The sequence below is a fragment of the Vibrio gazogenes genome, from assembly GCF_002196515.1.
Taxonomy (GTDB): Bacteria; Pseudomonadota; Gammaproteobacteria; order Enterobacterales; family Vibrionaceae; genus Vibrio; species Vibrio gazogenes_A.
In genome coordinates this window covers 1089173-1115011 of sequence record NZ_CP018836.1, presented here as the reverse complement: position 1 = coordinate 1115011, position 25839 = coordinate 1089173, and the positions used below count along the sequence as shown (strand labels likewise).

General features: G+C 45.7%; 24 protein-coding genes. 15 read left to right on the top strand and 9 right to left on the bottom strand.

What is annotated here, in order from left to right; translation table 11 throughout:
- Nucleotide 1: 1 nt before the first annotated feature.
- On the bottom strand, nucleotides 2-1561 hold the full coding sequence (locus tag BSQ33_RS20560; protein ID WP_088135190.1) for a DUF3369 domain-containing protein: 1560 nt from the start codon (nucleotides 1559-1561) through the stop codon (nucleotides 2-4).
- A gap of 326 nt (nucleotides 1562-1887) precedes the next feature.
- A complete protein-coding gene (locus BSQ33_RS20555) occupies nucleotides 1888-2403 on the bottom strand; it encodes a nicotinate-nicotinamide nucleotide adenylyltransferase (RefSeq protein WP_088135189.1) in 516 nt (171 codons plus the stop codon).
- Between the two features lie 190 nt (nucleotides 2404-2593).
- On the opposite strand from BSQ33_RS20555, the gene nadE reads away from it, so the two are divergent.
- On the top strand, nucleotides 2594-3424 hold the full coding sequence (gene nadE / locus BSQ33_RS20550; protein WP_088135188.1) for an ammonia-dependent NAD(+) synthetase: 831 nt from the start codon (nucleotides 2594-2596) through the stop codon (nucleotides 3422-3424).
- A 241-nt stretch (nucleotides 3425-3665) separates the two neighbouring features.
- Entirely contained in the window at nucleotides 3666-4994 is a 1329-nt protein-coding gene (locus BSQ33_RS20545) for an anaerobic C4-dicarboxylate transporter (protein WP_088135187.1), read from the top strand.
- Between the two features lie 180 nt (nucleotides 4995-5174).
- Here BSQ33_RS20545 and BSQ33_RS20540 read toward each other — a convergent pair whose 3' ends face one another.
- The 3 genes from BSQ33_RS20540 to BSQ33_RS20530 form a co-directional block, all read right to left on the bottom strand.
- Nucleotides 5175-5888: a carbonic anhydrase gene (locus BSQ33_RS20540; RefSeq protein ID WP_088135186.1), complete on the bottom strand. Its 714-nt coding sequence runs from the start codon at nucleotides 5886-5888 to the stop codon at nucleotides 5175-5177.
- A gap of 110 nt (nucleotides 5889-5998) precedes the next feature.
- Nucleotides 5999-6346 (bottom strand): helix-turn-helix domain-containing protein, encoded by a 348-nt coding sequence (locus BSQ33_RS20535; protein WP_088135185.1) that lies wholly within the window; start codon nucleotides 6344-6346, stop codon nucleotides 5999-6001.
- 152 nt (nucleotides 6347-6498) lie between these two features.
- Nucleotides 6499-7338: a tetratricopeptide repeat protein gene (locus BSQ33_RS20530; RefSeq protein ID WP_157721477.1), complete on the bottom strand. Its 840-nt coding sequence runs from the start codon at nucleotides 7336-7338 to the stop codon at nucleotides 6499-6501.
- Nucleotides 7339-7647: 309 nt separating this feature from the next.
- On the opposite strand from BSQ33_RS20530, the gene proV reads away from it, so the two are divergent.
- From proV to BSQ33_RS20510, 4 genes are all read left to right on the top strand, one after another.
- Nucleotides 7648-8835 carry a glycine betaine/L-proline ABC transporter ATP-binding protein ProV gene (proV, locus tag BSQ33_RS20525; RefSeq protein ID WP_088135183.1) on the top strand — a complete coding sequence of 396 codons (1188 nt, stop codon included), beginning with the start codon at nucleotides 7648-7650 and terminating at the stop codon, nucleotides 8833-8835.
- A 2-nt stretch (nucleotides 8836-8837) separates the two neighbouring features.
- Nucleotides 8838-9851, top strand: a complete 1014-nt coding sequence (gene proW, locus BSQ33_RS20520; RefSeq protein WP_088135182.1) for a glycine betaine/L-proline ABC transporter permease ProW — start codon at nucleotides 8838-8840, stop codon at nucleotides 9849-9851.
- A gap of 240 nt (nucleotides 9852-10091) precedes the next feature.
- The gene (gene proX, locus BSQ33_RS20515; RefSeq protein WP_420070647.1) at nucleotides 10092-11081 is read left to right on the top strand and encodes a glycine betaine/L-proline ABC transporter substrate-binding protein ProX; all 990 of its coding nucleotides are present in this window, start codon (nucleotides 10092-10094) and stop codon (nucleotides 11079-11081) included.
- A 286-nt stretch (nucleotides 11082-11367) separates the two neighbouring features.
- Nucleotides 11368-12714, top strand: coding sequence for a magnesium transporter (locus BSQ33_RS20510; protein ID WP_088135322.1), 1347 nt, complete (start codon nucleotides 11368-11370; stop codon nucleotides 12712-12714).
- A gap of 24 nt (nucleotides 12715-12738) precedes the next feature.
- On the opposite strand, the gene BSQ33_RS20505 is transcribed toward BSQ33_RS20510, so the two are convergent.
- Nucleotides 12739-13494, bottom strand: coding sequence for a transporter substrate-binding domain-containing protein (locus tag BSQ33_RS20505; protein ID WP_157721466.1), 756 nt, complete (start codon nucleotides 13492-13494; stop codon nucleotides 12739-12741).
- 57 nt (nucleotides 13495-13551) lie between these two features.
- The gene (locus tag BSQ33_RS20500; RefSeq protein ID WP_088135179.1) at nucleotides 13552-14478 is read right to left on the bottom strand and encodes a LysR family transcriptional regulator; all 927 of its coding nucleotides are present in this window, start codon (nucleotides 14476-14478) and stop codon (nucleotides 13552-13554) included.
- A 132-nt stretch (nucleotides 14479-14610) separates the two neighbouring features.
- Here BSQ33_RS20500 and BSQ33_RS20495 point away from each other — a divergent pair, with 132 nt between their 5' ends.
- The 4 genes from BSQ33_RS20495 (at nucleotide 14611) to BSQ33_RS20480 (ending at nucleotide 17594) form a co-directional block, all read left to right on the top strand.
- Complete coding sequence (locus BSQ33_RS20495) at nucleotides 14611-15381, top strand: 5-oxoprolinase subunit PxpA (protein ID WP_088135178.1); 771 nt, start codon at nucleotides 14611-14613, stop codon at nucleotides 15379-15381.
- Between the two features lie 29 nt (nucleotides 15382-15410).
- Entirely contained in the window at nucleotides 15411-15662 is a 252-nt protein-coding gene (locus BSQ33_RS20490; RefSeq protein WP_088135177.1) for an acetyl-CoA carboxylase, read from the top strand.
- An 83-nt stretch (nucleotides 15663-15745) separates the two neighbouring features.
- Nucleotides 15746-16627 carry a 5-oxoprolinase subunit B family protein gene (locus BSQ33_RS20485; RefSeq protein WP_088135176.1) on the top strand — a complete coding sequence of 294 codons (882 nt, stop codon included), beginning with the start codon at nucleotides 15746-15748 and terminating at the stop codon, nucleotides 16625-16627.
- Nucleotides 16617-17594 carry a biotin-dependent carboxyltransferase family protein gene (locus tag BSQ33_RS20480; protein WP_088135175.1) on the top strand — a complete coding sequence of 326 codons (978 nt, stop codon included), beginning with the start codon at nucleotides 16617-16619 and terminating at the stop codon, nucleotides 17592-17594. The genes BSQ33_RS20485 and BSQ33_RS20480 overlap by 11 nt, the downstream gene beginning before the upstream one ends.
- Nucleotides 17595-18062: 468 nt before the next feature.
- Here BSQ33_RS20480 and BSQ33_RS20475 read toward each other — a convergent pair whose 3' ends face one another.
- Complete coding sequence (locus BSQ33_RS20475; RefSeq protein ID WP_088135174.1) at nucleotides 18063-18677, bottom strand: DNA-3-methyladenine glycosylase I; 615 nt, start codon at nucleotides 18675-18677, stop codon at nucleotides 18063-18065.
- Nucleotides 18678-19067: 390 nt separating this feature from the next.
- Here BSQ33_RS20475 and BSQ33_RS20470 point away from each other — a divergent pair, with 390 nt between their 5' ends.
- Genes BSQ33_RS20470 through BSQ33_RS20460 form a run of 3 tightly spaced genes read left to right on the top strand, consistent with a single transcriptional unit; the run spans nucleotide 19068 to nucleotide 22725 of the window.
- Nucleotides 19068-20105: a hypothetical protein gene (locus BSQ33_RS20470; protein WP_088135173.1), complete on the top strand. Its 1038-nt coding sequence runs from the start codon at nucleotides 19068-19070 to the stop codon at nucleotides 20103-20105.
- Entirely contained in the window at nucleotides 20105-20557 is a 453-nt protein-coding gene (locus BSQ33_RS20465; protein WP_157721465.1) for a hypothetical protein, read from the top strand. Before BSQ33_RS20470 ends, BSQ33_RS20465 begins: the two co-directional genes overlap by 1 nt.
- A gap of 38 nt (nucleotides 20558-20595) precedes the next feature.
- The gene (locus BSQ33_RS20460; protein ID WP_088135171.1) at nucleotides 20596-22725 is read left to right on the top strand and encodes an EAL domain-containing protein; all 2130 of its coding nucleotides are present in this window, start codon (nucleotides 20596-20598) and stop codon (nucleotides 22723-22725) included.
- Here BSQ33_RS20460 and mak read toward each other — a convergent pair.
- Complete coding sequence (gene mak / locus BSQ33_RS20455) at nucleotides 22716-23633, bottom strand: fructokinase (RefSeq protein WP_088135170.1); 918 nt, start codon at nucleotides 23631-23633, stop codon at nucleotides 22716-22718. The genes BSQ33_RS20460 and mak overlap by 10 nt on opposite strands.
- A 136-nt stretch (nucleotides 23634-23769) precedes the next feature.
- Here mak and BSQ33_RS20450 point away from each other — a divergent pair, with 136 nt between their 5' ends.
- Entirely contained in the window at nucleotides 23770-24126 is a 357-nt protein-coding gene (locus tag BSQ33_RS20450; RefSeq protein ID WP_088135169.1) for a diacylglycerol kinase, read from the top strand.
- Complete coding sequence (locus BSQ33_RS20445; RefSeq protein ID WP_088135168.1) at nucleotides 24123-25802, top strand: phosphoethanolamine transferase; 1680 nt, start codon at nucleotides 24123-24125, stop codon at nucleotides 25800-25802. The genes BSQ33_RS20450 and BSQ33_RS20445 overlap by 4 nt, the downstream gene beginning before the upstream one ends.
- The last annotated feature ends 37 nt before the right edge of the window (nucleotides 25803-25839 follow it).

Below are 25839 nucleotides of genomic sequence, written 5' to 3'. Positions count from 1 at the left end.
TTTAATCGGGCAAACCATTACGAATATTGATAAATTCATCCCAGTGCGCCATAAATAAGTCCACAAGCTGTGGATCAAATTGTTTGCCTCGCTGGGCTAAAATTTCCTCTTTGATCTGGTCATCTGCCCAACTTTCTTTATAACAACGTTTTGCACCCAAGGCATCGAAAACATCCGCCAGTGCAGTAATTCGCCCACAGATCGGGATATCCTCACCGGCTAAACCACAGGGATAACCCGTACCGTCCCATCGCTCATGATGGTATTCAGCAATGTTTTTCGCCATCACCATCAACGGACGAGCTGACTTACTTAAAATTTCGACGCCATACTCCACATGCTTTTGCATGATGGTCCATTCTTCATGATCCAGCTTCCCGCTCTTATGTAAAATGCGGTCAGGTACCGCGACCTTTCCGACATCATGTAACGGTGCTGCATGCTTGATCATTTTGACTTCCGTCTCATTTAAGCCATACAACTGAGCCAAGCGTTCACTATACAATGACACCCGCTGTACATGAGCACCGGTTTCCTTGCTACGGGCTTCAACAGCATTCGAGAGGTTATAGACAAGCTCCACGGAGGTTTCCTGCAAATCGACAAACAAGTTGATGTTATCGAATGTCATACAGATGTTCTGCATGTATATTTCCAGCAACTGTTTATCAAGATCTGATAACTCACCGTTCAAATTGACATAGAGAAGATTCGTGACTTCCCGCTCATCGCGGGTATGAAAAACATAGGCGTCCCCGTAATTTTGGGAAGCACATTTTTCCAAGACTTCCTGACAGCGCTGAGCAACCAAATCCGGTAGTACATTGAAACTACACTCTTTGTAAAAGGAGACATATTTCCCTGTTGCGGCCAGTGTCAGGGCCCGCTCTCCCTCTTGACGATCATGGGGGTAGACGATGCAGTAAAAAGCAGAGGCTTCGAGCCCGATCAGAGAGGTCAGTTGTTTCAATACCGTTGTCGCATACGTTTTCAATGTTCTGGTATTCTGAACCTTGGCTGAGGCTTCAATGACTCTGCTTAATCCCTCCTTTTGTTCTTCAATGAGACATAAGTCCCGATATGCTCTCAGCATCGAATAGAGTAAAGTTCGCAGCTTCTGGGTGGTAAGCTCCGTTTTTTCTTTGTAGTCATCAATTTCATAATCTTGAATCACCTTTTCTTCCGGTGCCTGACCCGCTTGCCCTGTTCGTAAAACCAATCGGATAATATGATTACGACAGGTCTCCCGGATGAACCGGACTAAATCCAGTCCTGCATGTTCCGTTTCCATCACAACATCGATCAGTGCCAGTGCAATATCATCTTCTTGTTTAAAGATTTCTTGAGCTTCACGACCAGAGTAAGCGGAGATCAATTTCAACGGGCGTTTCTGAAAAACAAAATTACTGAGCGCTAGTTTAGTAATCTGGTGCATTTGTGCATCATCATCCACCAGCAACACTTTCCAAGGTTCTAAATGTTGAGCATCTGCCGATGAAGGACTGTTTTTATTGTCTTCATGGTCTGAAGAACCTGAACGCATATCCGCAAATAATTCCATAAAAACCTCTTTTTCATCGACCTAATATAGTTTTAGCACACCCCCATCACTATTGACGGTTTTATTCTGACTAATCGGAACGACATCAAAAAAATATCGAGAACTATGTGATTTATTGTTTAAAATCAAACGATTGATCTTATAAAGACATCCACTACTCAGGTCACAAAGTTACAATTGGGCTTGCACGAATTTGAAACAGATACGTTCAGTTTAAAGAACCGACAAAAATTATGTTGCGTCGTACGATACGAAGGCGATCAGAGGAAGGCACTCTGAGGCGTCCCTCAGATAAGTACCAACCCAGTCATGTGAGATGTGAGGTATTAGTGATAGAGTGATAGTGAATGGATCAATTGAGCGACAGACGGTGTCGTTAATGGATCGATTGTCTTGCCTTGCTGAAGTCCTTGGCGGATATCCGTGCTGCGAACGGGTACTTTTTCCGGACAGGCCATGACATTAAATTGCTTGAGAATATCTTTCGCGCGAAAAAAGCGGGCAAATTGCAACAAATTGTCCGGCCCCATCACAAAGGTCAGTTCATCCTGCGGATAAATTTCCTGTAATGCGGTCAATACCGCGTAAGTGGTAATGTGCTTGCCGGGAAGATAGAGCTGCTCTTCAATTGCGGAGCGTTGAATCTTATCGCTACCTAGATCGGATATCAGTGCATCAACCAAGCGACATCGCTGTTCGTAAGGGAGCATCTTCTTCCCCCATGCATGGGCAAGACTTGGGACGAGTAAAATTTGATCAAAATGACTCAGTGAATCAATGACACTTTTATGACCCAAGCTTGGTGGGTTAAAAGCACTGCCAAATACAGCGATTTTCAACATATCCTTCCTTTGTGGCAATTATCCGGTTTTCTAATTCAACGAAATAGGTATGATACTAAAAAGTTGTTATATACCCAAGTGACCTCAAGATACGGGATTCCGCGTATCTCCCGATCACAGTGACTTGAGCGTCATACTATCAGTTTATTCTTGTTATCAGTTTATTTTTTGTACGAAAAGGAATCTCAAAATGGAACAGCTTATTCGCGAGGAAATGCGTGTCCAACCCACTATCAACCCAGAGTATGAAATTCAGCGTCGTATTGACTTTATCAAACGCAAACTGACTGAATCCGGCTGTCAATCTCTGGTGCTCGGTATCAGCGGCGGAATTGACTCGGCCACGTGTGGTCGTCTGGCGCAGTTGGCGGTTAATCAGCTCAATGAGGCACATTCAGACAACCCGTACCAATTCATCGCGGTCAGACTGCCCTATGGTGAACAGAAAGATGAAGATGAAGCGCAACTCTCAATCACCTTTATTGAGCCGAGCCAGGCTGTTTCTGTGAATATTAAAGCCGGTGTTGACGGGCTTCACGCTGCATCTCACCAAGCACTGGCAGGAACGGGGTTACTCCCCGAAGATCATGCACAACTGGACTTCGTGAAAGGTAATGTCAAAGCACGTGCCCGTATGATTGCCCAATACGAAATAGCGGGTTATGTCCGTGGTCTTGTACTCGGTACCGACCACTCCGCAGAGAATATTACCGGTTTTTATACCAAGTTTGGTGATGGTGCATGTGACCTCGCCCCCCTGTTCGGATTAAATAAACGTCAGGTTCGTCAGGTTGCGGCAACACTGGGTGCACCGGATGTACTGGTCAATAAAGTGCCGACAGCTGATTTGGAAGAGCTGGCACCGCAAAAAGCGGACGAAGCGGCACTGAATCTGACCTACGATCAAATTGATGATTTTCTGGAAGGGAAACCAGTCCCGCAGAGTGTGGTTGAGCGATTAGTCGCAATTTATCAAGCCACTCAGCATAAACGTCAGCCGATTCCGACCATTTACGACTAATTTCCCCACCTGAATATTGTGGGAGATCAATCACCGCGTGATTTCCCACAACTCATTAACACTTCTATCAAGTAAACAACACATCACATTTCCATCGTAGTCACGTTTTTATTCCATAATGTGAGTTCTCTCCGATCACGTAACACTTTTGAAAAAACGACGAGTGAACATGATTATCGTCAATATTTTTTTTACCGTATCGATGATGATGAAGTAACGAATTGTTATAGGAGTTTACAATATGTTGTATATGGAGTTTCTGTTCCTATTATTGATGCTTTACATCGGCTCTCGATACGGCGGTATCGGCTTGGGCGTGGTGTCTGGCATCGGTTTGGTTATCGAAGTATTTATCTTCAAAATGCCGCCGACCTCACCACCCATTACGGTAATGCTCATCATTTTGGCGGTGGTCACCTGTGCATCCATTCTTGAAGCCGCTGGCGGATTGAAGTACATGCTACAGATAGCCGAACGACTGTTACGGAAAAATCCCAAACGCGTTACCCTCATCGCACCATTTGTCACGTATACCATGACCTTTATGCTGGGTACCGGCCATGCTGTTTACTCCATTATGCCAATCATTGGTGATGTCGCACTGAAAAATGGTATTCGCCCAGAACGTCCGATGGCTGCTGCTTCTGTGGCTTCACAGGTAGCGATTACAGCGTCTCCGATTTCAGCGGCAGTGGTTTATTATCTGGCGCAGTTAGTTAATGTTCAGACCAATATCACACTCCTTTCTATTCTGATGGTTACCGTACCAGCCACACTGTGCGGTACACTCGCGATGTCGTTGTATAGCCTGAGACGGGGAAAAGAACTGCAAGATGACCCTGAGTATCAGGCGCGCTTGCAAGATCCGGTTTGGCAAGAAGAGATTAAAAATACAACCGCCACTACGCTGAATGAAACCCTACCGGCAAAAGCACGAAACTCCGTTTTACTCTTTATTGGCTCAATTCTCTGTATTGTCTTAATTGCGATGGTGCCGGAAATCAGAACCATCAGTGAAGGGGCAAAACCCATCAGTATGGCCGTTGTGATCCAGATGATGATGCTCTGCTTCGGCGGGATTATTCTGCTGGTCACCCGGACAAATCCGAAAAATGTGCCTGACGGTGTGGTCTTTAAATCCGGGATGGTTGCAGCCATTGCAATCTTTGGGATTGCATGGATGTCAGATACTTATTTCAAATACGCAATGCCTCAGTTCAAGTCCGGGATTGTTGAAATGGTTCAGCTGTATCCTTGGACCTTCGCGCTGGCGCTCTTCGTGGTTTCTGTCGTGGTCAATTCTCAAGCCGCAACCGCTCGGATGATGTTGCCTGTCGGACTGGCTCTGGGCCTGAGTCCTGCATTGTTGATCGGCCTGATGCCAGCTGTTTATGGTTATTTCTTTATTCCAAACTATCCATCGGATATCGCCACCGTCAACTTTGATGTTTCCGGCACGACAAAAATAGGAAAATGGTACTTTAACCACTCGTTTATGGCGGTCGGTCTTATTGCCGTTGTGACGGGCTGTATTGTCGGTTATCTGCTGGCTCAGGTCGTGATAGGTTAAAGACGACAGGGCAAGGTGATTGGTTCAATTCAACGTTCCCGCACACATCTCATACAACAAGCCCCTGAATGTCAGGGGCTTGCCTTTTCAAACGCGGGTCTGTTCAGCCGTGAATGACCTTGGATGACAAGTAAAATCACCGGAACCGATGCTGTTTCATCTCAGCGATTTTTCGTCTATCTATTTCTCATCTAATACAACGCGCGCATTGCGTGCCTGAACAGGGCGATTATTGTGTCCCATCACAGAAATCAGTGCATTCTCCTGCTTGGTTGAGAGCGTGTTCGTCTGTTTCATGACAAACCAACGCACCCCTTCACTACACGGTGGCGTGGTGAGCGAGCCATTGAAGCGATAATATTTCTGCGTTGTCGGCAGTAAATCTTTCACAGGAAAAGAGACTGGCACAGCGTCGCCTTTTTTCGGTAATTTCTGGGCCAACAGCGTCAAGGCCTGATTATCAGTCCCGATATCAAACATCACAGCAATAACAGCCAGATTGCCGTCACTGTCTTGATTAACAAAGTGAGCTTCCAAAGGATATTGGTGATTCTGAATCAAATTTTCAGAAGGGGTATGAAAATGAAACTGCTTCAGTTCAAAGTGCTTGCCATCAACCGTCAGCGTGTTGTTGCCAGTCACGGTTGCCTGTAACGTATGACCATTGTTATTCAGGGCGGTCACTTGCCCTTGGTAATCAACTGCCAAGGGTTTCAGCTCGGATCTGACTGTCTCCGTCAGATTAATCGGGCTTTGGTTTTTCCCGGTCTCACAGACCTTGGAAATATGGCCCCAATTTTTCGGACCATTTTTACCGGTATATCCCCACTCTGAAGCCTGAGTCATGGTGGAAAACAAAGCGCCTACTGATATTGCCAATATGATTTTTTTCATTATCTCTCCATGTCGTGATAGCAAATACGACTGCGATACCACGGGTCGGTTATTTTTATTGTTGTGCATAATCAAAGACTAGGCTGAAGATACCTCGTCGGCGTTCGAGTCTATCTCACCAAACTCCGGTACTCAATAACGACTTGATTGCCATCCACATAAACCGAATCAATATCACCATCGATAATCACTCGGTTAACAAGTTTGACTTGTTGTTGGCCTTCTCGTTGCTGTTTGATCAGGCTGGGCATGAATAGATAGGGATCGACATGGAGATATCGACAGAAAGATTGTACGAACTGCGGTGTCAGTGGCTCACGCCCCCGCAAAATATTAGAAAATTGGATCTGGGTCAGTCCCAACTGCTTAGCCACTTCCATTTGTGTCAGATGCATTCTCGCTTTTTGCGACATCCAAACCTGATAAAGTGCCTCAAGATCATCCGGTGTATATGTCATGAAGGGATCTCCTCTAAAAACGTTGTTGAGCGCCATCCGCTGGTTAACAGCAACGGGTGGCGCTCAACAACAATTGATACCGATAAATCCCGACAACATGACAGATGTGTACAAGTCATGTGTCAACCAATCGTCATGATTGATTCACGACACTACTCCTGAGAAGGCGCCGTCAACAAACTATCAAAGGTTTTATTACCGTGCAGCGCTTCAAAGTCTGATTCTTCGGCAATGAATTCACCGAGTGAAGGACTGAGATCAACAGCAAGTTGTAGATCGATAATTGCTTGTTCTTCAGCACCCAGACGTGCGTAAGCACAAGCGCGTTGGTACAGTGCCGGACCATTGGTTTCATCGAGCTCAAGCACTCGGTTACATAAACTCATTGCCCAGTGGTATTCTTTCATTTCCATGACTGCATCAGCTTTATAGGTCAATGCTTCTAAATCTCCCGGACGGATTTTCAGAATTTCATCATAAACCTGCACCCGTTGCTCTGGGGTTTGGACACTCTGCGCTCTGAGCCACAAGTTGTGAATCTCATTGATAATCTCAATCTCGCGGTTATTGTCCGTGATGATCCGCGTTTTGCGCTTCAAGTCACGCTCCAAGGCAAGAAATTTTTTCTCATAATCTTGCGCAATTTTATTTAAGCGTTTATCCGCCAGCTCACGCGTGTTGGTTTTCACCTCTTTCAACGAATGCCAGCCAAATAAAGCGATCAATGACGCAGCAGCAGCGATGATATAAAAGAAATAAGTAACCGTGACATTGGCATAATTCATTGATTTATCAGCAACGCTCAATTCCCGATCCGTCATCTGGATGGTTAGACGGCGTTCCAGATCTTGTTGATCTTGTCGAAGTGATTTTAGCTCATCAAGAATATAGCGCTCGATAAGCGGACGATCCAAGATATCAGTTTGTGAGTATTTCTGTTCCGGTTCTGCAACGGCAGTTCTCAGAAAAAGAGACAGTATGATTCCAACCATCAGTATAATTTTTAACACGGCAGACCCCTTATTTTTAACACCACTTATCTCTATCACACGGCAAGCGTTGTCACATTGTCTAATGAAATACAGTACGAAACAATCCACCGTAGATAAAAAAACAATTATTTTGTGCACAAAGAATTATGCAAAGATATGAAAAAAAAGGAAAAACCAATAGTTATTAAAAATCAATAACTTATAAACATAAAAAAACATAAAAAAACAGAAGCGCTTGATTTTTATCCAAATAATGCTTAGAGTTCATTACATACAGTTGTTAATTTTAAACAATATGGGTCAGATAACATGGAAGCTATCTTAGAAGTAAAAGAGCTTTACAAAGTATTCGGGGAGTCTGTTGATACTGCCTTTCCCTTAATGGAAAAGGGGCTGGATAAAGACCAGATTTTTGAAAAAACAGGCCTCACGGTCGGTGTCAAAAATGTCTCTCTCTCGATTCAGGAAGGCGAAATTTTTGTGATCATGGGGCTCTCCGGCTCCGGAAAATCAACATTAGTCCGTTTATTAAATCGCTTAATCGAACCAACACAAGGCAGTGTCCTGCTCAAAGGAAGGGATATTGCACACATTCCAGCTTCCGATCTCCGTGAAGTTCGGCGTAAACAAATTTCAATGGTTTTTCAGAATTTTGCACTAATGCCGCATATGTCAGTCATCGACAATACTGCATTTGGCTTAGAGTTGGCGGGAATTGATAAAGCAACCCGCTATGAGCGGGCCAAAAAAGCACTGTCACGAGTCGGGCTGGATGCTTACGGGGATTCTTTCCCAGATGAACTTTCCGGAGGCATGAAACAACGGGTCGGATTGGCTCGGGCATTAACCAATGACCCGGATATCCTGTTAATGGATGAAGCATTTTCAGCACTCGACCCACTCATTCGTACTGAGATGCAAGATGAGCTGATTCGTTTACAGAACGATGATAAACGAACCATTGTTTTCATTTCTCATGATCTGGATGAAGCCATGCGTATCGGTGATCGAATTGCCATTATGCAAGATGGCGAAGTCGTTCAAGTCGGCACCCCGGATGATATTCTGCACAATCCCGCCAATGATTATGTGAGTTCCTTCTTCCGCGGCGTGAATGTCGCCAACATTTTCACGGCAAAAGATATTGCCCGGAGAAAAATCGCCACAGTCCTGAAAAAGCATGACAATGACGGGCCAGCCGCCGCATTACAACTGTTACTGGATAACGATCGGGAGTTTGGCATTGTGGTTGATCGAGGCTATAGCTATGAAGGTGTCGTCTCCATCGATTCACTCAAAGAAGCTCAGAAACAAAAACGCTCACTCTACAGTGCACTCTTGCAAGACACGATAAATGTTCATGCCGATACCCCCATCAGCGAATTGATCGGTCAAGTTGCAACCGTCCCTTACGCACTGCCTGTCATCGATGACAATAACCGTTATCTGGGTGTTATCAGCAAATCCCGATTACTTCAGACTTTGGATAGAGAATAATTATGGCAATGGAATCCACACAAAACGTTGATCCTTGGGCGACAAGCACCACGGCGAACAGTGACTGGTTAAATGCCAGCACACCACCACCAGAGACATTTCACTGGTTACACCCATTTAAAGATGCAGTCATCCCCTTTGATCAATGGGTAGAAACAGCACTCAACTGGTTAGTCACGCATGGACGTCCGCTATTTCAGGCGATCCGCATTCCGATCGATTTAATCCTCACTTCATTCCAGACCGCATTAGTCACCACACCGGCTCCCATCATGTTATTGGTGTTGTTTTTGCTGGCTTGGCAAATGGCCGGGCTACGCATGGGGATCGTTTCACTGATTTCATTAATTGTGATCGGTCTGGTCGGTGCGTGGACGGGTGCAATGGTGACATTGGCCTTGGTCATGACCTCGGTATTTTTCTGCTTACTGATAGGGCTGCCGCTCGGCATCTGGCTGGCCCGGAATCAGACGGCCGCGAAAATAATTCGGCCAATACTTGATGCGATGCAGACAACCCCTGCGTTTGTCTATCTCGTTCCGATTGTGATGTTGTTCGGGATTGGTAATGTCCCCGGGGTCGTCGTGACCATTATTTTTGCACTGCCGCCCATCGTTCGATTAACCATCCTCGGCATCCAACAAGTTCCAGAAGAACTGGTTGAAGCCGGTCACGCTTTCGGTGCAAGCCCGAAACAGATGCTGTATCGCATTCAGCTTCCTTTGGCGATGCCATCGATCATGGCTGGCGTAAACCAGACACTGATGCTATCACTTTCTATGGTGGTTATTGCTTCAATGATTGCCGTGGGCGGACTGGGACAAACCGTCTTACGTGGTATTGGTCGGCTCGATATGGGGATGGCAGCCGTTGGCGGCCTTGGGATTGTGATTCTCGCCATTCTATTGGATCGCATTACACAGACCATTGGCATTGCAACCCGGGATAACAAAAGTCGTTGGTATCACTCTGGCCCCGCTAGCTTTATTTGGCGAATGGTTGCAAAAAAAAATTAACCATGGTGATGAAATAACAAAGTCACGCAGCACGAGGGAATATCGCCAATCAGTCACGAACGCCAATAAAGCGCGTTTCTGATTGGCTGACCATAGAACCGAACCTTCACATCAATGAAGTGTATTCCAGCGGTTCTTTTCCTTGAGACCCGAAGAGACCCAAATGCGAAGCATTGAGGTAATTCGGGCATTGATAAGCTCATCCATATAAGGAAATCAAATATGAAATATACACGGAGAATGTTGATAACCACCGGTCTGGTATTATCAGCGTGTCAAGCCTCACTGGCTTTTGCTGAAGATTTACCCGGAAAAGGGATTACGGTTCAGCCCGTTCAATCCACAGTTGCAGAGGAAACCTTTCAGACGCTAATCGTCAACAAAGCGATGGAAGCTTTAGGCTATACGGTTTTACCCACCAAAGAAGTCGATTACAACGTCGCCTATACCTCGATTGCCAACGACGACGCAACTTACCTTGCTGTTGGCTGGTTCCCCCTTCACGACGGCAAATATAAAAAATCAGGTGGTGACGACGCATTCTATGTTGCAGGTAACTATATTTCAGGGGCGGTACAGGGCTATCTCGTTGACAAAAAAACCGCCCAGAAATACGGAATTACCAATATTGAACAATTGAAAGACCCAAAACTGGCTAAGCTCTTCGATACCAACGATGACGGTAAAGCGGATCTCACCGGATGTAACCCCGGATGGGGATGTGAAAGTGTTATCGAGCATCAGTTAGATGCCTACGGTTTACGTCAAACGGTGACACACAATCAGGGTAAATACTCAGCGCTGATTGCTGATACAATTGCTCGCTATCACAAAGGTCAGCCGATTTTATATTACACATGGACACCGTATTGGGTCAGTGGCGTCTTGGTTCCGGGAAAAGATGTAGTCTGGCTTCAAGTACCTTTCTCAGCACTGCCCGGTGATCGGAAAAACATTGATACCAGTCTCCCGAATGGTAAAAATTATGGTTTCGAGATGAACACAATGAGAATTGTTGCGAATAAGAAGTTTGCACAAAATAACCCGGCTGCCGCGAAGCTATTCTCACTTATGAAGCTCAACATCAACGATGTGAGTGCAGAAAACATGATGATGAGTCAGGGGAAAAATAGTTCCGCTGATATTGAAGCGCATGCCAATGGTTGGATCAAAGCCCACCAGAAATTATTTAACTCTTGGATAAAACAAGCGAAAGCTGCAGCACAGTAATCTCCTGCTAACCGATGCTGAAACCATCGTCAGACCCTCTTAGGGGTCTGTCTGATGGTTTCAGACAGATTCACCCAGAATCTCGCCACTTCCCTTTGATTTTTGTTCCTGCCGTTTTTATTCTTGAGTATCATAACCATCCAAGTAACCGTAGGATTCAGTGTATCTTTAAGACCACATATTCAGGAAGCGTTCTGTCTCAATGGATGTTCCATAGCAAGATGCTCCGATGCAGATCTTTTTTGATGCAATATGGTGTTCTGAATGCATTTTCGGAGTGAAAAAATTGAGCGATCCAAAAGACTTATCCTTATTTATTGAATCACTGACACAAGCCGATGATATTGAACAGTCAAAACAACTGACCTCATATCTGAATCACGGCATGGACATGGATACTGTCGCGCGTTTACTTGAAGCATTAAAAGTAGAGCAACGGGTCAAGCTCTGGCGTGCTTTACCCCTTGAATTTCATATTCCCGTTCTGACGGAGATGCGCTCAGAAGCCCGGATTTCAGTGATTCAAAGCCTGACACCGACCGAGCTGAAATTAATCCTCACAAAGCTAGATAACCTATCGCTGCTGGAGTGGGAAGACTCCCTGCCTGACGACATCATCAGTGAAGCACTGCGATTAATCAGCCGGGATGAATTAGAGCTGTATGACCAAGCCAACCAGTATGATGATAACCAGCTTGGTCACTGGGCAAACCGTAAAGTGTTTACTTTGCCGTTCAATATTCGGGTCAGTCGTGCCCGAATACTGTTGGATAAATATCAAGATGGTCCGACACCTTATATTTATTTGATCAATAAGGATAAAAAATTCCGGGGCCTAATCAGTTCCGCTGATTTACTGACCGCAGACCTGTCAGCACCGCTCAGTTCACTGAATAAAACCAATCTCACTCAACTTAAAGCAACCGCTCCGCTTTCAGAAGCGGTCAGTGCACTTGAGCATTCCGAATACCCAACGCTCCCTGTACTGGGGGATTTCGGCATCTTGATTGGTGCGGTGGACTGGCAGTTTACACTCAGTGTCCAACGAGAAATTTACGAAACCCGCCTGATGGCGGGGACCGGTATTCACGAAGGAGATGACTTATTTGCCCCCGTTTTCAAAGGCGCACAAAAACGGGGAGTATGGCTCGGTATTAATCTGATGACAGCAATTCTGGCTTCTATCACGATTGGACTCTTTGAAAATGTGATCGCTCAAGTCGTTGCTCTGGCTGTGTTGATGCCCATTGTCGCTTCAATGGGGGGGATTGCCGGTAGTCAAACCCTCACGTTAATGGTGCGGGCGATGGCTTTAAACCAGATCACGTCAGGCAACCGATGGACTTTCCTGAAGAATGAACTGGGGATTGGCGCATTGAACGGCCTGTTCTGGGCCTTGATTATCGGTGCGATCACTGGCCTGTGGTATCAATCGCCGGGATTGGGAATGACAATCGCTTTCGCCATTGTCGTCAATATTGCAACGGCTGGATTGTTTGGGGTTTTAATCCCGATATTGTTGGATAAATTCAAGCTCGACCCTGCACTGGCAGGTTCGGTCATCCTGACAACCGTCACCGATGTTGTCGGTTTTTTTGCTTTTCTGGGGACAGCCGGGGCGATCTTACTTTAAGCAGAATGACTCCCCCGGTGGAGCTCACTCGGTCGGTTGGTGCAACGCATGTTTGACCATCAACTGTCGCCCAATGCCTTCGAGTTGAATGTCATCTAGAAGCGAGTTAACCATATTGAGTAACCGCTGCTGCCCAAGAGGCAGCAGATAACTGAATTGATGTGACACTGACGGCGTCAGGTCTCGAACGACAACCAATGATGATTCGGCCATCTGACAAAACTGCGCGAATGGCGTTTCGGTGAGCATCACATCGATCTGCCCGGCCTCAACGGCCAGTGGCATATTTAAATAGTTCTCAAATGGCACAATGGTTGCCGCCGGAAAATACTGTTCAGCCAACGTTTGATAGACTTGGCCAAGATGCACACCAATTTTTACCCCAAGGCGGTTGATCTGCTCAAGACAGTGAAAGTGTGATTGGTTGTCCGCTGTTGTCATCAATACATGATGAAAGGTCAGATAACCTTGTGTCTGCTCTACCTCATACTGACCAGAAACTGAACGAGGAATCCCACCCATCGCGATATCAAACTGGCCGGCATGCAACCCCGGGACCAGTGCCTGCCTTTCCGTCAATACATACTCAACAGCAACGCCCAACTTCTTGGCTAAATAAGCTGCAATATCAATGTCATAGCCAGAAAATCCTTCACCATCAAAATATGATAGTAAATGGTAGTCTCCCGGTGTACCGACCCGCAAGCGACCTCGTTTGCGAATATACGCTAATTGATCAGTCTGCGTGATAAAACGCAGACAACCGGCAATTAATATCATCAATTCAACCACATATTTTTTGATGTCCCTACACACCTAATCACATCATCAGGACTTTTACAGCGCCGTATTTCTGATCATATGCTGTTGTGGGGTCAGGTAAACTTGCTGTAAATATCTCCGAATAGCCAGCATCGCTTGGGTAAAAGTCTTACCGCGCTTCCAGGCTAAACCGACACTCATCGGATCGATCACATCATCCAGAGCACGTGTTTCAATCCGCCGTCCTTCTAAAGACCACGGCCTGTAAACAAGATCAGAAAGAATGGCGACGCCCAATCCGTTCGCGACCATACTGCGAACTGATTCAACGGAACTGGTGCGGAGTATAACATTGGGTTGCAACGATTTACGACGCCAGTAACGCATGGCGCTCACATCCGCTTCATCCACCGTCAACATGATAAACGGTTCTTGTTGAATATCTTCCAAAACCAATGTTTTCTGCTGACTCAACGTATGATGACTGGGTAGCCAGAGTCGGCGTTCAGAACTGAATAATTTTTCAGCAACAATCTCCGACTCTATTAAGTTATCCGTCAATACAATCGCTATGTCAATTGAACCATCTAATAATTTATCTTCAATCTCCATACGCTCAAATTCGTGCAAATCAATTGAGATATTGGGGTACCACTGTCGCAATCGCTGTAAGTGATAAGGCAACAGATATCCCAGCGCCGTATAGGTGGCCGCTAAACGAACGGAGCCACTGGCTTCTTCATCTGTATGTGGAATATTCAACGCTTCATCAACACTTCTCAGTACCTGATAAGCATTATTCAAAAAGTGACGCCCCTGCTCCGTCAACGTGACTCCCTGAGTGCTCCGCACAAACAGAGTGACCCCAAGTAATGATTCCAATTCCCGGATTGCCGTGGTCACCGCTGACTGTGAGATATTCAACTGAATAGCGGCTTGAGAAACCTGCCCGAGTTCAGCGGCTGCAACAAAATATTTCAATTGCCGAATGGTCATTGACATGTGTTTATCTCTCAAGATATCTGATTTTCAGATACCACAGTATCTAAAAATAAATCTTTTTTACAGGACAGAACAAGATATATTGGATGTGTTGCATAAAAATATAACAATCCGTAATGGTGGTAGAAAACGATGTTATCCGTTGATGTAAACTCTGATATCGGGGAAGGATTTGGCCATTGGTATGTCGGTGATAACGCAGACGCACAGATTATACCGCTTATCAGCTCTGCCAATATTGCAACCGGGTTTCATGCAGGCGATCCGTCCACAATGTATAAAACCGTAGCGCTTGCCAGAAAACATGGGGTTTCGGTCGGGGCGCATCCTGGGTATCAAGATCTGCTCGGTTTTGGTCGTCGTCATATTCATACTTCGGTGCACGAACTTATCCACGATATCATTTATCAGGTAGGGGCGTTGAGAGAGATTGCATCCGTTCACGACATGACCTTACAACATATCAAACCCCACGGTGCGTTATACATGCATCTGGCAAATGACGATGAAGCGGCTAACTTATTTATTCATCAGCTCCACCGTTTTGCACCAGAACTTATCTTATATGTGATGTATGGCTCACGGCTCCATCAACTTGCATTAGACAAAGGCCATCCTGTCATTTGTGAGTTTTATGCAGATCGAGAATACGATCAGAGTGGAGCAATCGTCTTTACCCGGAAAACCGGAATGTTGGACCCGGATCAGGTTGCAAAGAGAGTCCTTAAAGCGTGTCGCGAAAATAAAGTAACGACCATTGATAATCAGGAGATTTCTGTACAATTCGACTCAATCTGTATTCATAGTGACGCCCCGGGCGCATTGGCACTTGTTCAAGTCGTCAGACAAACGCTGGAACAAGCTGGTATTTCGATTCAGGCACCTAACCGTGTCAATCGTTAAAATCTATATCACCAAGATTGAGGTAAAGAATGACCAGTACACATCAAATCATCTCTCCGTTACCCGGTATTTTTTATCGGCGTCCGGCGCCTGATGTCGCGGAATTTGTCGCTGAAGGCTGTGAAGTACACAATGGTGAGGTGATTGGATTAATTGAAGTGATGAAACAATTTTCTGAAGTCACTGCCGATGTCGATGGCATCCTGACAGCGTTTTATATTGAAAACGAAGATTTTATTGAGCCCGGCCAAGTGATAGCCAGTATTGAAACGCCAAAGTAACCCCATACGGCCAAGTCAAAATAGTAGATGCAACGGCCTGTCTGGCATCAACACTGGCCAGTAAGAGGAAGGAGAATGAGGACATGTCTGAACAATCAATCCGATACTCTTTCGGGGGCGATGAACACCTGTTTGCAGAGATCGCCGAGTCGATGTCGCTGCCTGCATTTTTCCGTGGGTTAGACATAACCAATCGCTTGAAAGCGATGAATTTATCGGGAGTTTTAGATGTCTGTCTTGCCAACGCATCGTTTCAAGTTCGGTTTAATCCCGATCAGATATCGCCACAAACATTGCTGGACAAAGTAAAATCACTTGAAAGTACGCGTATCACCAACCATCGTCTCAATACCCGGATTATTGAAATTCCGGTTTATTACAATGATCCTTGGACACACGAAACGCTGATGCGTTTTCGGGATCGACATCAATCGCCTGAACAAACTGATTTAGAATATGCTGCGAGCTTAAACGGGTACGGCAACATTGAAGACTTCATTCGAGCACATAGCCACTCCCCCTGGTTTGTCTCGATGGTTGGATTTGTTGCCGGCCTCCCCTTTATGTTTCAAATGGTTGAGCAAGCACAGCAACTTGAAGTCCCGAAATATCTGACCCCCAGAACAGATTCTCCCAAACAGACTGTCGGTCACGGTGGATGTTTTGGCTGTATCTATTCCGTCAAAGGCGCTGGTGGCTATCAAATGTTTGGGATAACCCCCGTCCCGATTTACGACCCTCAGCAATCCATCCCCCACATGCAGGACTCGATTGTGTTTTTTCGTCCTGGCGACATTGTGAAATTCCGTCCGATTGATCCGTTGGAATACCAACAAATCACCCAAGCCGTCGAGTCTGGAACTTACCAACTTCATACCCAGCCATTCCAATTCGATTTACAAGAATACCGAGCCGATCCAGAAGAGTACAAACGTCGTATCATGGAGGCGCTTTATGTCAGTTAAAGTCATCAAACCCGGCCTCAGTACGACCATACAAGATGGTGGACGCGAGGGCTGCTATCATCTGGGCATTCCTCCATCGGGCGCACTGGATCAGTTCTCGATGAAAGCGGCCAATTTATTGGTTGGCAATCAGGCAACTGAAGCTGTTCTCGAATGTACACTTTTGGGACCCGAACTGGCGTTTCTCAGCCCAACATTAATTGCCGTGTGTGGCGCAGAGATGCCCCCGATGCTCGATGGTGAAGTCATGCCAATGAATATGACCCTCAAAGTGCAGGCAGGGCAAAAACTTAATTTTGGCTATCCTTTGAAGGGCGCTCGCATTTATCTCGCCGTTGCCGGAGGATTCAATCTAGAGCCAACCTTAGGCAGCCGTTCAACCTATGTGTTGGGCCGTTTGGGGGGAATGAAAGGGCGAACCATACAAAAAGATGACCTGCTGACGATCGGTACCCCCACCGAGAAAGTCAGCAAAGGTCGCACGATTCCTAAACGCTTCTTGCGTCCGATTCATAAGGAAACAACGATTCGGGTCGTTGAGGGGCTATATGCACATCGCGTGACACCCGCAAGCCTGCGCCGCTTTTATCAAGACGAATGGCTGGTCAGCAGTGAGGCGGATCGGACGGGTTATCGCTTTAAAGGCAGTCATTCACTTGAATTCAAACCAAGAGTTCCACCGTTTGGTGCCGGCTCTGATCCGTCAAATATTGTCGATGCCTGCTATCCGATTGGTTCCATCCAAGTGCCGTCAGGTAAGGAACCCATTGTGCTCCTTCGCGATGCCGTCTCAGGCGGTGGTTATGCGACCATCGGGACAGTCATCAGTTCAGACCTTGACCTGATCGGCCAAATGCAACCCAATTACAAAGCTCAGTTTGAGCCAATTACGATCGAAGCAGCACTACAAGCCAGAAAAGAAACAAATCTGCGCTTACAGCAACTCTATGAACACTTAATGCTGTAATATCGGTGGGATACAGGGAACTTACCCAATATTGAACCGAATCAATATCGAGCCAAATAAAAAGGCCATGCCCGTCGTATGGATGACAAGTCATGGTCTTTTTTATACCGACTGATGTTTTTATCACCGGACATAATCGACAGTCTAGCCTGACACTGTGTTTCAGCGTTGTATCAAACGCGTCAGGCTTCACTTAGCGATTGATACGGAAGTAAAGCGTGAACAAGACGCCTGTGCATAACATCACCAACCCAACTTCGATAACCATTCTGCTTTCTCCATTCGATCAAATCATGACTGCATCATTTGCGACAATGAACTTAGATGAATATCAATTTTATTATAATTTGAATGATATTAATCACTATAAAATGATTACTTATTTTTATAGATGTCGGTATCTCTGTTGTCAAAATGAATGGATGAGCTTTACAGTGAAAATCACAATTGTCTCATTTATGAGAATTTCTATGGCGACGATGGTCGTTGAAAACCCGCCCGAACCTGTGCCACTTTTTCCCGAATCACACAACCTTTTTCATGATCATTGATCAGCCCCATTGCCTGTAAAAATGCATATATTGTCGTTGGCCCGACAAACTTCCACCCCATTTTTTTCAGTTGCTTCGATAAAGCCACTGACTCTGGTGAAGTCGAGACTGACTGAGGTTCCGGTAATGTGGCCGGATCCGGCTCATAGCGCCAGAAAAAAGCCGCCAGAGATCCTTCCTGAGCAACCAGTTCCTGCGCTCGTTTAGCATTGTTAATCACTGCTTCAATTTTTCCACGATGCCGGATGATACTTGCATCCTGTAACAAACGCTCGACATCCTGCTCGGTAAACTGAGCCATTTGGTTAAAATCAAAATTCAGAAAAGCGCGCCGAAAATTCTCTCGTTTGGCCAAAATCGTTCGCCAGCTCAAACCAGACTGAAAACTCTCGAGACATATTTTTTCAAACAGGGTTCGGTCATCATCAACCGGAAACCCCCATTCATGATCATGGTAATCAAGAAAATCAGTGGTCGTGCTACACCACTGGCACCGCTTCTGACCATCAGGTCCAATATATTCATTACTCATATTTTTCTCTCAAACACATCAATAAAAACAATAATAAATGAAAAAACTGCTTATCAGAGACATAACCTTTCATCTTCGGAGCAATTAGATATATTATGTGAAATTCAAGCAAATCTATTCAAAATCTAAATAGACTTCTTAGAAACAAATAAGTTACAATTTATTAACAACTTGGATGGTGAGCACCGTCGCAGACTCAATATGATGTTGTCTTTTTTTAATATAAGATATCGTAGAAAATACCAAGAAGTATCTCAAATAACCTGCTTCTTTACTTTATTTCTGATTTTTTTCCCTCACGAAGGATATGCAAATCCTGATGACCGTCTTTCCCTTTCTGGGTTTGGTCGGATAACAGCGGGTTATTTGACGACCTCTCAGGCAACATATATGGGATATTCAGATAGCATCTCTCTGAAACCGGAAACATTACTCGGTTTGCAAACCTCCTACCGCTTCAACTCCGCCTTTAGTGCAACCGTGCAAGGTATCGTACGAACACAACGTTCCGCAGACCAAGATCTCATTAATTGGGCGTACGTTTCCTATCAACCGGGCGATAATCTCCTGCTGAAAGTTGGCCGATTACAGACCCCCTTTTTCGCATTAAGTGATGTCCTTGATGTCGGTTATGCCTATCCTTGGATTTCTGCACCGCAGCAAATCTATAAAAGTTGGCTGTTCCCGACATATCACGGGGTTGATTTGACATGGGGCCATGCTAGCGACAATGTCGACGCGTCTCTCGAAACTTATTTAGGGCGTTACTCCGGTACACACGACACCAATTTCGGAACAACTGAATACGATGTCAAAGTCTTTGGTGGCGTGATTGCACATCTTGATATCGATGACCTGACACTCCGGATTTCTCACCACCACGGGCAGGTGAACCTGAATAAAGCAGAGCTGAATCAGTTGCATGCAGCACTAGAAAACGGTGGTTATACAAAAACCGCTGAGGCTTTGGAGCAGAAGCACTGGATCGACCTTGAAGAGGTAGCGATAACCTATGAAACCATCGATTACTTTTTACGTGCTGAGTGGAGCATGATTAATCCTCGGCAAGGATATTTAATTAAAGATATTCACAGTTATTATCTTTCCGCCGGCTACAGCATTCACCCATTAACATTTTATGCCACCTTTGCGCAAAGCCGTGTCAAATATCAATCATATGCCAATGAAGTCCCCATATCTGACAGTGAACTCTATCAAGCCGTCAGTGCACTGAAATCCAGAACTCAGGATAATTTAACCACATGGACTTTTGGCACTCGCTGGGATGCCCACCCCCAAATCGCACTCAAAGCAGAAGTCACTTTGTTAGATGGCAAACCCGGCGAAACCGCTTTTTTTGATTCGATTCAGAATGACTTCAGCAGAAATGCCAATCTCTACAAAATCAGCCTAGAGTGGGTGTTCTGATGAGAAATACAGCGCAACGACATCGCTTTTATCACATATTTAGTCTTTGGCTGATGCTGAACTTAGTGATTTCATCTCCACTCGGTTATGCCAAATCACAGCCGAGCATTCTTGTCATCGCCAATGCTGCGTCACACCTACCCGCATTAACCCATCATGAAGTCAGACAAATATATTTGGGTGGGACACTCAGCCGCAAATATCAAGCAGTTACTTTAACAGTTGGCAACCCCGTTCGAATACTGTTCAATACCAATGTGATAGGTTTAACCGAAAGTCGGATTCAATCCTACTGGGCACAATTGCTATTTACGGGACGAAGTCACCCGCCAATCGAACTTTCGTCCGTGAAGGAATTGCTGAACTATGTCGCCAAAACGGATAACGCGATCGGCTATGTACCGACACATGTGGCACTTCCCAATAATGTGATTGTGGTTTATCAAAAATGACAATTGGCTAGCATACAACCAAAGGCAGGATTAACTTGATGTTAATAGGGATTCATAGAAAACTGGGTATCCGCGGAAAATTTCTATTCATCAGTACACTGTCGATTGCACTTTGTGCACTCTCGGTTTTTATGGTTTCTCTTAAAGAATACGAAACGATTTACATTCATTCTGTAAAAAACAACCTTCAGGCCTTAACCGCCAATGTTGCCGATGATCTGCTCTTCAGTTTTTCCGAGGAGCCGGAAAATTTTATTCTGAAAAATAAACTCCTCTCTTTCGAAAGATATGATCACATTCTCTATGCCGATGTTTATGACGCAAACTGGAATCTACTAGAACGCTACTCTAAAACCTCAGCCAAACCAATTCATATCATTGACAATCCACAGTATCAGTCTCTCATTGCCCAGAAAAAACCATTCCCAGTGACACACATTGATGATTTTCTGGTCAGTATGGACGCCATTGGCGGCTCGAATTTTCCGGTTGGCTATTTGGAAGTCGTTCACGATTTCAACCAGCCAATTGCCAATAGCCGACGCGATCTCCTCATCAAGGCCGTTCCTCTGGTATTGCTGATTCTCGTCATGTCTCTGGTCATTTCTTGGTATATGTTTCAGCGCATTGTCACACCTTTGATCCGTCTCTCCGCGTTCACCAGACAAGTCAAACACTCCAGGAATTACACGCTCCGACATGCTGCTGAAGGCGTCACTGAGGTGTGGCATCTTAGTCAAGATATCAATTCAATGCTGGAGACGATCAATCAAGAACATCAGTTGAATCAGGAGCAAAATAAAAAGTTGCGCCAACAACAAGTCTCCATGTTTCATCTCGCCAATTACGATCATCTCACCGATTTGCCCAACCGGCGCTATGTGATGGAAACACTGAAACAGTATCTACTCAGCGCGCAACAACACCACACCGATATGGCGATTTTTTTCCTCAACGTAGACCGTTTTAAAGATATTAACGATTTGATGGGACACACAGCCGGTGATGACTTGTTACGTCATCTGAGTCAGCTCATTGCGAGAAGTCTACGGTCAAATGACACGCTTGCCCGACTCGGTGGTGATGACTTTCTGGTGGTATTGCCTGATCTGCCGGACTCAAGTACCGCCGAGCAGGTTGCCCAAACAATTATCGACCAGCTGAAAACCCCGATGACCATCGGCCAGTGGGAAATCGAGACCAGTGTCAGTATTGGCATTGCCATGGCCAAAGCGTCCGATTTTGACATCGATACCTTGATTTCTAACGCTGATATTGCAATGTCTCACAGTAAAAACATTGGCAAAGGATCATATCGGCTGTTCAAGCCTCAAATGTTACATCAGAAACGGCGAATGTTGCAGATCATCAACCGCATATCAACGGCCATTGATCATCATGAATTCTTTTTGGTTTATCAGCCTAAAGTGTCTCGCCAAGGTGCAGTGATTGGATTTGAGGCGCTCATCCGTTGGAACAACCCCGATCTGGGTATGATTGCTCCTTCTGAGTTTATTCCTATTGCAGAAAATGGTGGCAAAATCAGCGAAATCACGAGCTGGATGCTCTGTCAGGCCATTCAGGATTTAGATGAAATTCAGTCAATCTGTACCCATCCCGTCGTCGTCTCTGTCAATATTTCATCGAAAGATTTAGTGACAACCCAGTTGGAAAGAGTCCTACATCAGGCTTTAGCAACCCATGATCAAGATATTACCCGACTTCAGTTTGAGATTACCGAATCCAGTTATCTGGAAAAATTTGATTTAGCGAACCAGTTCTTCTCTCGTATCAGGGCGCAAGGTAGTTCAATTGCGCTCGACGATTTCGGAACCGGCTATTCATCACTGAGCTATCTGAACCGCATTGATATCGATACCTTAAAAATCGACCGTCAGTTTGTCGTTAACTCATTTAACAGTGATAAAGATGCTTCGGTTCTCAATGCCATTCTGGCACTTGCCCAACAACTCGGATTACACAGCTGTTGTGAAGGTGTAGAAACAGAAAAACACGCCCGTTACCTGATAGAAAAAGGTTGCGATAGTCTGCAAGGGTACTACTTCTCAGCGCCTGTACCGCTAGAAAATTTAGCCCAGGCAGTCCATTCATCGATACAAAATTACTCTCGGTTATCCACCGCTTTGGGACCACACGATCACGACTGATCACCGACAGGCCATAACCATGCAGCCCCGCGGACGCCACTTGAATCGCCATGGACGGCTTGTCGTATCGGTGTCTGACACTCTCCGCCAAAAATAAATTCAGGCAGTATTTGCGGGACATTGTGATAGAGACGCTGAATATTGCTCACACCACCAGCAAAGACCACCACATCCGGGTCAAGAATGTTGATGTATGCCGCCAGTGATTTTGCCAACCGACGTTCATAATCACATAGAACCTGTTGGGCGAGCGCGTCTCCCTGTGCAGCCAGCTCATCGATCTGGCTGCCGGTCAAGGCCACACCACTGCGGCTCTGATAGTCATCACACAACCCAGTACCGGAAACATACTGTTCAATACATCCCTTTCGACCACAATAACAAGGTCGCTCAGCCACCAAACGACGCTCCGCTTCATCGGGCCAGGGAAGCGCATTGTGTCCCCATTCTCCCCCAATACCATTGCCGCCGATATGCGGTTTGCCATCGATGGTGATCCCGGAACCACACCCCGTCCCCAAAATTAACGCCAATACAATCCGCTCACCGGCTCCGGCCCCATCGACGGCTTCAGACACCGTCATACAGTTTGCATCATTCGCAATTCTGACTTCTCGCTGTAATCGCTTGCCAAGGTCATCCTGCAATGGCTGATCGTTTAACCACACTGAGTTCGCATTTTTCACCCGGCCGGTATAAGGGGAAATCGTCCCCGGAATCCCCATACCAACCGTACCGCTCATCCCAGTCTTCGCTTCTGCGGTATGAACCAAATCCACAATCGTTTGCAATGTCCGCGAGTATGACCCCCGTGGGGTTGATACCCGTTGCCGAAATAACGTTTCGCCATCATCGGCTAATGCGATCACTTCTGTTTTTGTACCGCCTAAATCAATGCCAATACGCATGATATTTCCTCTGCTCTTGAAAAGGTGACATCTCTTTTATCGTTCTTAAGTAAATCTTAAGGCTTGCTCATTACGATGATCCCAATGTTTCAACCACATGTCAGATTTTTTACGACCTGATTCATATGAGGATGTTATGAAAACAAGTCACCAAGGGCTCAAGCGGGTCTATTTCGCCACCATTTATTCGATGAAAGGCCTCCGCTCGGTCTGGCTCCATGAAGCCGCCTTTCGTCAGGAGGTGATGGTCTCTATCCCCCTGATCACGCTTACTTTCTGGCTCAACGTCACATCAGGTGACCAGATGATCATGATTGCATCGTTGTTCCTAATTTTAATCGCTGAACTGTTTAACTCTGCCGTTGAAGCTGTGGTTGACCGGATCAGCGATGAGTTTCACGAATTAAGCGGCAGAGCCAAAGACATCGGCTCTGCGGCTGTCTTTATCACCATTTTACTGACTGCCTTTATCTGGACGTGGATTTTAGTATGAAAATCAATCGCACCATAACGTTTTACCCGTTCTCATATACCATCATGACGCTGATCCTCTCAGCTTACTTTGCCACATTTCTCAATCTGCCGATTTACGCAGATTTGAAGACCATTTTCAGCAAACTTGAGACCGTTGATACCGGTTTTATCATCTCGATTCCGCTATTTTTCTTCTGCGCCTTAAATATTATCTTTGCGCTGTTTACTTGGCCGAAAATCACCAAAGTCTTCTTTTCTATTCTGATCATCACCTCAAGCATCGTCTGTTATGCGAGTTACAATTACGGTGTTATCTTTGACATCGATATGATCCGGAATATCGTCGAAACCAATACGGGTGAAGCAACCTCATATCTGAGTATGAACTCGATCTTGTGGGTCACGATTCTGGGGATCATTCCAACCATTTCACTATGGTTATCTCCGATCCGTCCAGAACGCAGCGTCCTGCGCTTAGTCGGTAAAAAGCTCCTGACAATCAGTGTATCGCTATTGGGGATCATCATGATTGCCATGTTCTACTATCAGGACTACGCCTCCGTCGGCAGAAACAACAGCTATTTGCGTAAGCTGATCATTCCGACCTATTACGTACACAGTCTCGACCGCTTTATCCGAGAAAACTATCTGACGGCTCCGATGGATTATAAACAGATCGGTCTGGACGCCTATCAACCCACGCCAACCGCCAGTAATGGTAAACCGACACTATTTGTTTTTGTGTTAGGGGAAACCGCCAGAAGTCAAAACTATCAGCTCAATGGTTATCCGAGAGAAACCAATCCATATACCAGCAAGTCGGATGTGATTGCTTTTCAACACGTCTCGTCATGCGGAACCGCAACTGCGGTGTCTGTCCCTTGTATGTTCTCGCGGCTGAACAAGTCTGACTACAATGAGAGAGTGGCACTCCATCAGGACAATGTACTGGATATTCTCAACCGGGCGGGTGTCGATGTTCTCTGGCGCGAAAATGACGGCGCAGACAAGCATGTACCAGCACGCCTTCGGGAAGAAAACCTGTCCCGGAGCAGCAGTCACCCACTCTGTAATGGCACCAGTTGTCTCGACATCAAACTGCTTGAAGATTTTCAGGAAAAAGTCGCCTCAATGAAAGGGAATCGGATCATTGTCCTGCACCTGATCGGCAGCCACGGCCCCACATATTATCAGCGCTATCCGAAAGAATTTGCCGCGTTCCAGCCAGACTGCCCGAGAGCGGATATTGAAAACTGTACTCAGGAACAGTTAATCAATACCTATGATAATACGATCCGCTATACCGATTACGTTGTCAGTCAAACCATTGACCAATTGAAATCACTGGAAGATCGCTACAATACTGCTTTGATTTATATGTCTGATCACGGTGAATCGTTAGGTGAAGACGGGGTTTATCTGCACGGCCTGCCTTACAGCATCGCACCGAAATATCAGACGCATGTACCGCTGCTGCTATGGATGTCACAGGGATTTAAACAAACCAAATCCGTCAATGAAACTTGTCTGAAAACGGAGGCGCAACAAGCCCGGATCTCTCACGATTATCTCTTCGATACATTGTTGGGCGCGCTGGATGTCACAACCCAAGCTTATCGTCCACAACAAGATGTGTTTGCCAAATGCCGTTCATCCAATCCGGCCATGGCGATAGCACAGCTATCGAAAAAATGATCCACTCACCCTGAGCAACATGTCTCTGCTGATACTC

Bases quoted from the DNA above. Each gene is read 5' to 3' on its own strand.
- BSQ33_RS20535 (WP_088135185.1), bottom strand. From the start codon at position 6,346: ATGACATATACACCGGATGATCTTGAGGCACTTTATCAGGTTTGGATG.
- BSQ33_RS20450 (WP_088135169.1), top strand. From the start codon at position 23,770: ATGAAAACAAGTCACCAAGGGCTCAAGCGGGTCTATTTCGCCACCATT.
- proW (WP_088135182.1), top strand. From the start codon at position 8,838: ATGGCAATGGAATCCACACAAAACGTTGATCCTTGGGCGACAAGCACC.
- mak (WP_088135170.1), bottom strand. From the start codon at position 23,633: ATGCGTATTGGCATTGATTTAGGCGGTACAAAAACAGAAGTGATCGCA.
- proV (WP_088135183.1), top strand. From the start codon at position 7,648: ATGGAAGCTATCTTAGAAGTAAAAGAGCTTTACAAAGTATTCGGGGAG.
- BSQ33_RS20555 (WP_088135189.1), bottom strand. From the start codon at position 2,403: ATGTTGAAAATCGCTGTATTTGGCAGTGCTTTTAACCCACCAAGCTTG.
- BSQ33_RS20505 (WP_157721466.1), bottom strand. From the start codon at position 13,494: ATGATATTAATTGCCGGTTGTCTGCGTTTTATCACGCAGACTGATCAA.
- nadE (WP_088135188.1), top strand. From the start codon at position 2,594: ATGGAACAGCTTATTCGCGAGGAAATGCGTGTCCAACCCACTATCAAC.
- BSQ33_RS20470 (WP_088135173.1), top strand. From the start codon at position 19,068: ATGGGATATTCAGATAGCATCTCTCTGAAACCGGAAACATTACTCGGT.
- BSQ33_RS20560 (WP_088135190.1), bottom strand. From the start codon at position 1,561: ATGGAATTATTTGCGGATATGCGTTCAGGTTCTTCAGACCATGAAGAC.
- BSQ33_RS20495 (WP_088135178.1), top strand. From the start codon at position 14,611: ATGTTATCCGTTGATGTAAACTCTGATATCGGGGAAGGATTTGGCCAT.
- proX (WP_420070647.1), top strand. From the start codon at position 10,092: ATGTTGATAACCACCGGTCTGGTATTATCAGCGTGTCAAGCCTCACTG.
- BSQ33_RS20545 (WP_088135187.1), top strand. From the start codon at position 3,666: ATGTTGTATATGGAGTTTCTGTTCCTATTATTGATGCTTTACATCGGC.
- BSQ33_RS20465 (WP_157721465.1), top strand. From the start codon at position 20,105: ATGAGAAATACAGCGCAACGACATCGCTTTTATCACATATTTAGTCTT.
- BSQ33_RS20490 (WP_088135177.1), top strand. From the start codon at position 15,411: ATGACCAGTACACATCAAATCATCTCTCCGTTACCCGGTATTTTTTAT.
- BSQ33_RS20480 (WP_088135175.1), top strand. From the start codon at position 16,617: ATGTCAGTTAAAGTCATCAAACCCGGCCTCAGTACGACCATACAAGAT.
- BSQ33_RS20530 (WP_157721477.1), bottom strand. From the start codon at position 7,338: ATGGTTGGAATCATACTGTCTCTTTTTCTGAGAACTGCCGTTGCAGAA.
- BSQ33_RS20475 (WP_088135174.1), bottom strand. From the start codon at position 18,677: ATGAGTAATGAATATATTGGACCTGATGGTCAGAAGCGGTGCCAGTGG.
- BSQ33_RS20445 (WP_088135168.1), top strand. From the start codon at position 24,123: ATGAAAATCAATCGCACCATAACGTTTTACCCGTTCTCATATACCATC.
- BSQ33_RS20540 (WP_088135186.1), bottom strand. From the start codon at position 5,888: ATGAAAAAAATCATATTGGCAATATCAGTAGGCGCTTTGTTTTCCACC.
- BSQ33_RS20485 (WP_088135176.1), top strand. From the start codon at position 15,746: ATGTCTGAACAATCAATCCGATACTCTTTCGGGGGCGATGAACACCTG.
- BSQ33_RS20500 (WP_088135179.1), bottom strand. From the start codon at position 14,478: ATGTCAATGACCATTCGGCAATTGAAATATTTTGTTGCAGCCGCTGAA.
- BSQ33_RS20460 (WP_088135171.1), top strand. From the start codon at position 20,596: ATGTTAATAGGGATTCATAGAAAACTGGGTATCCGCGGAAAATTTCTA.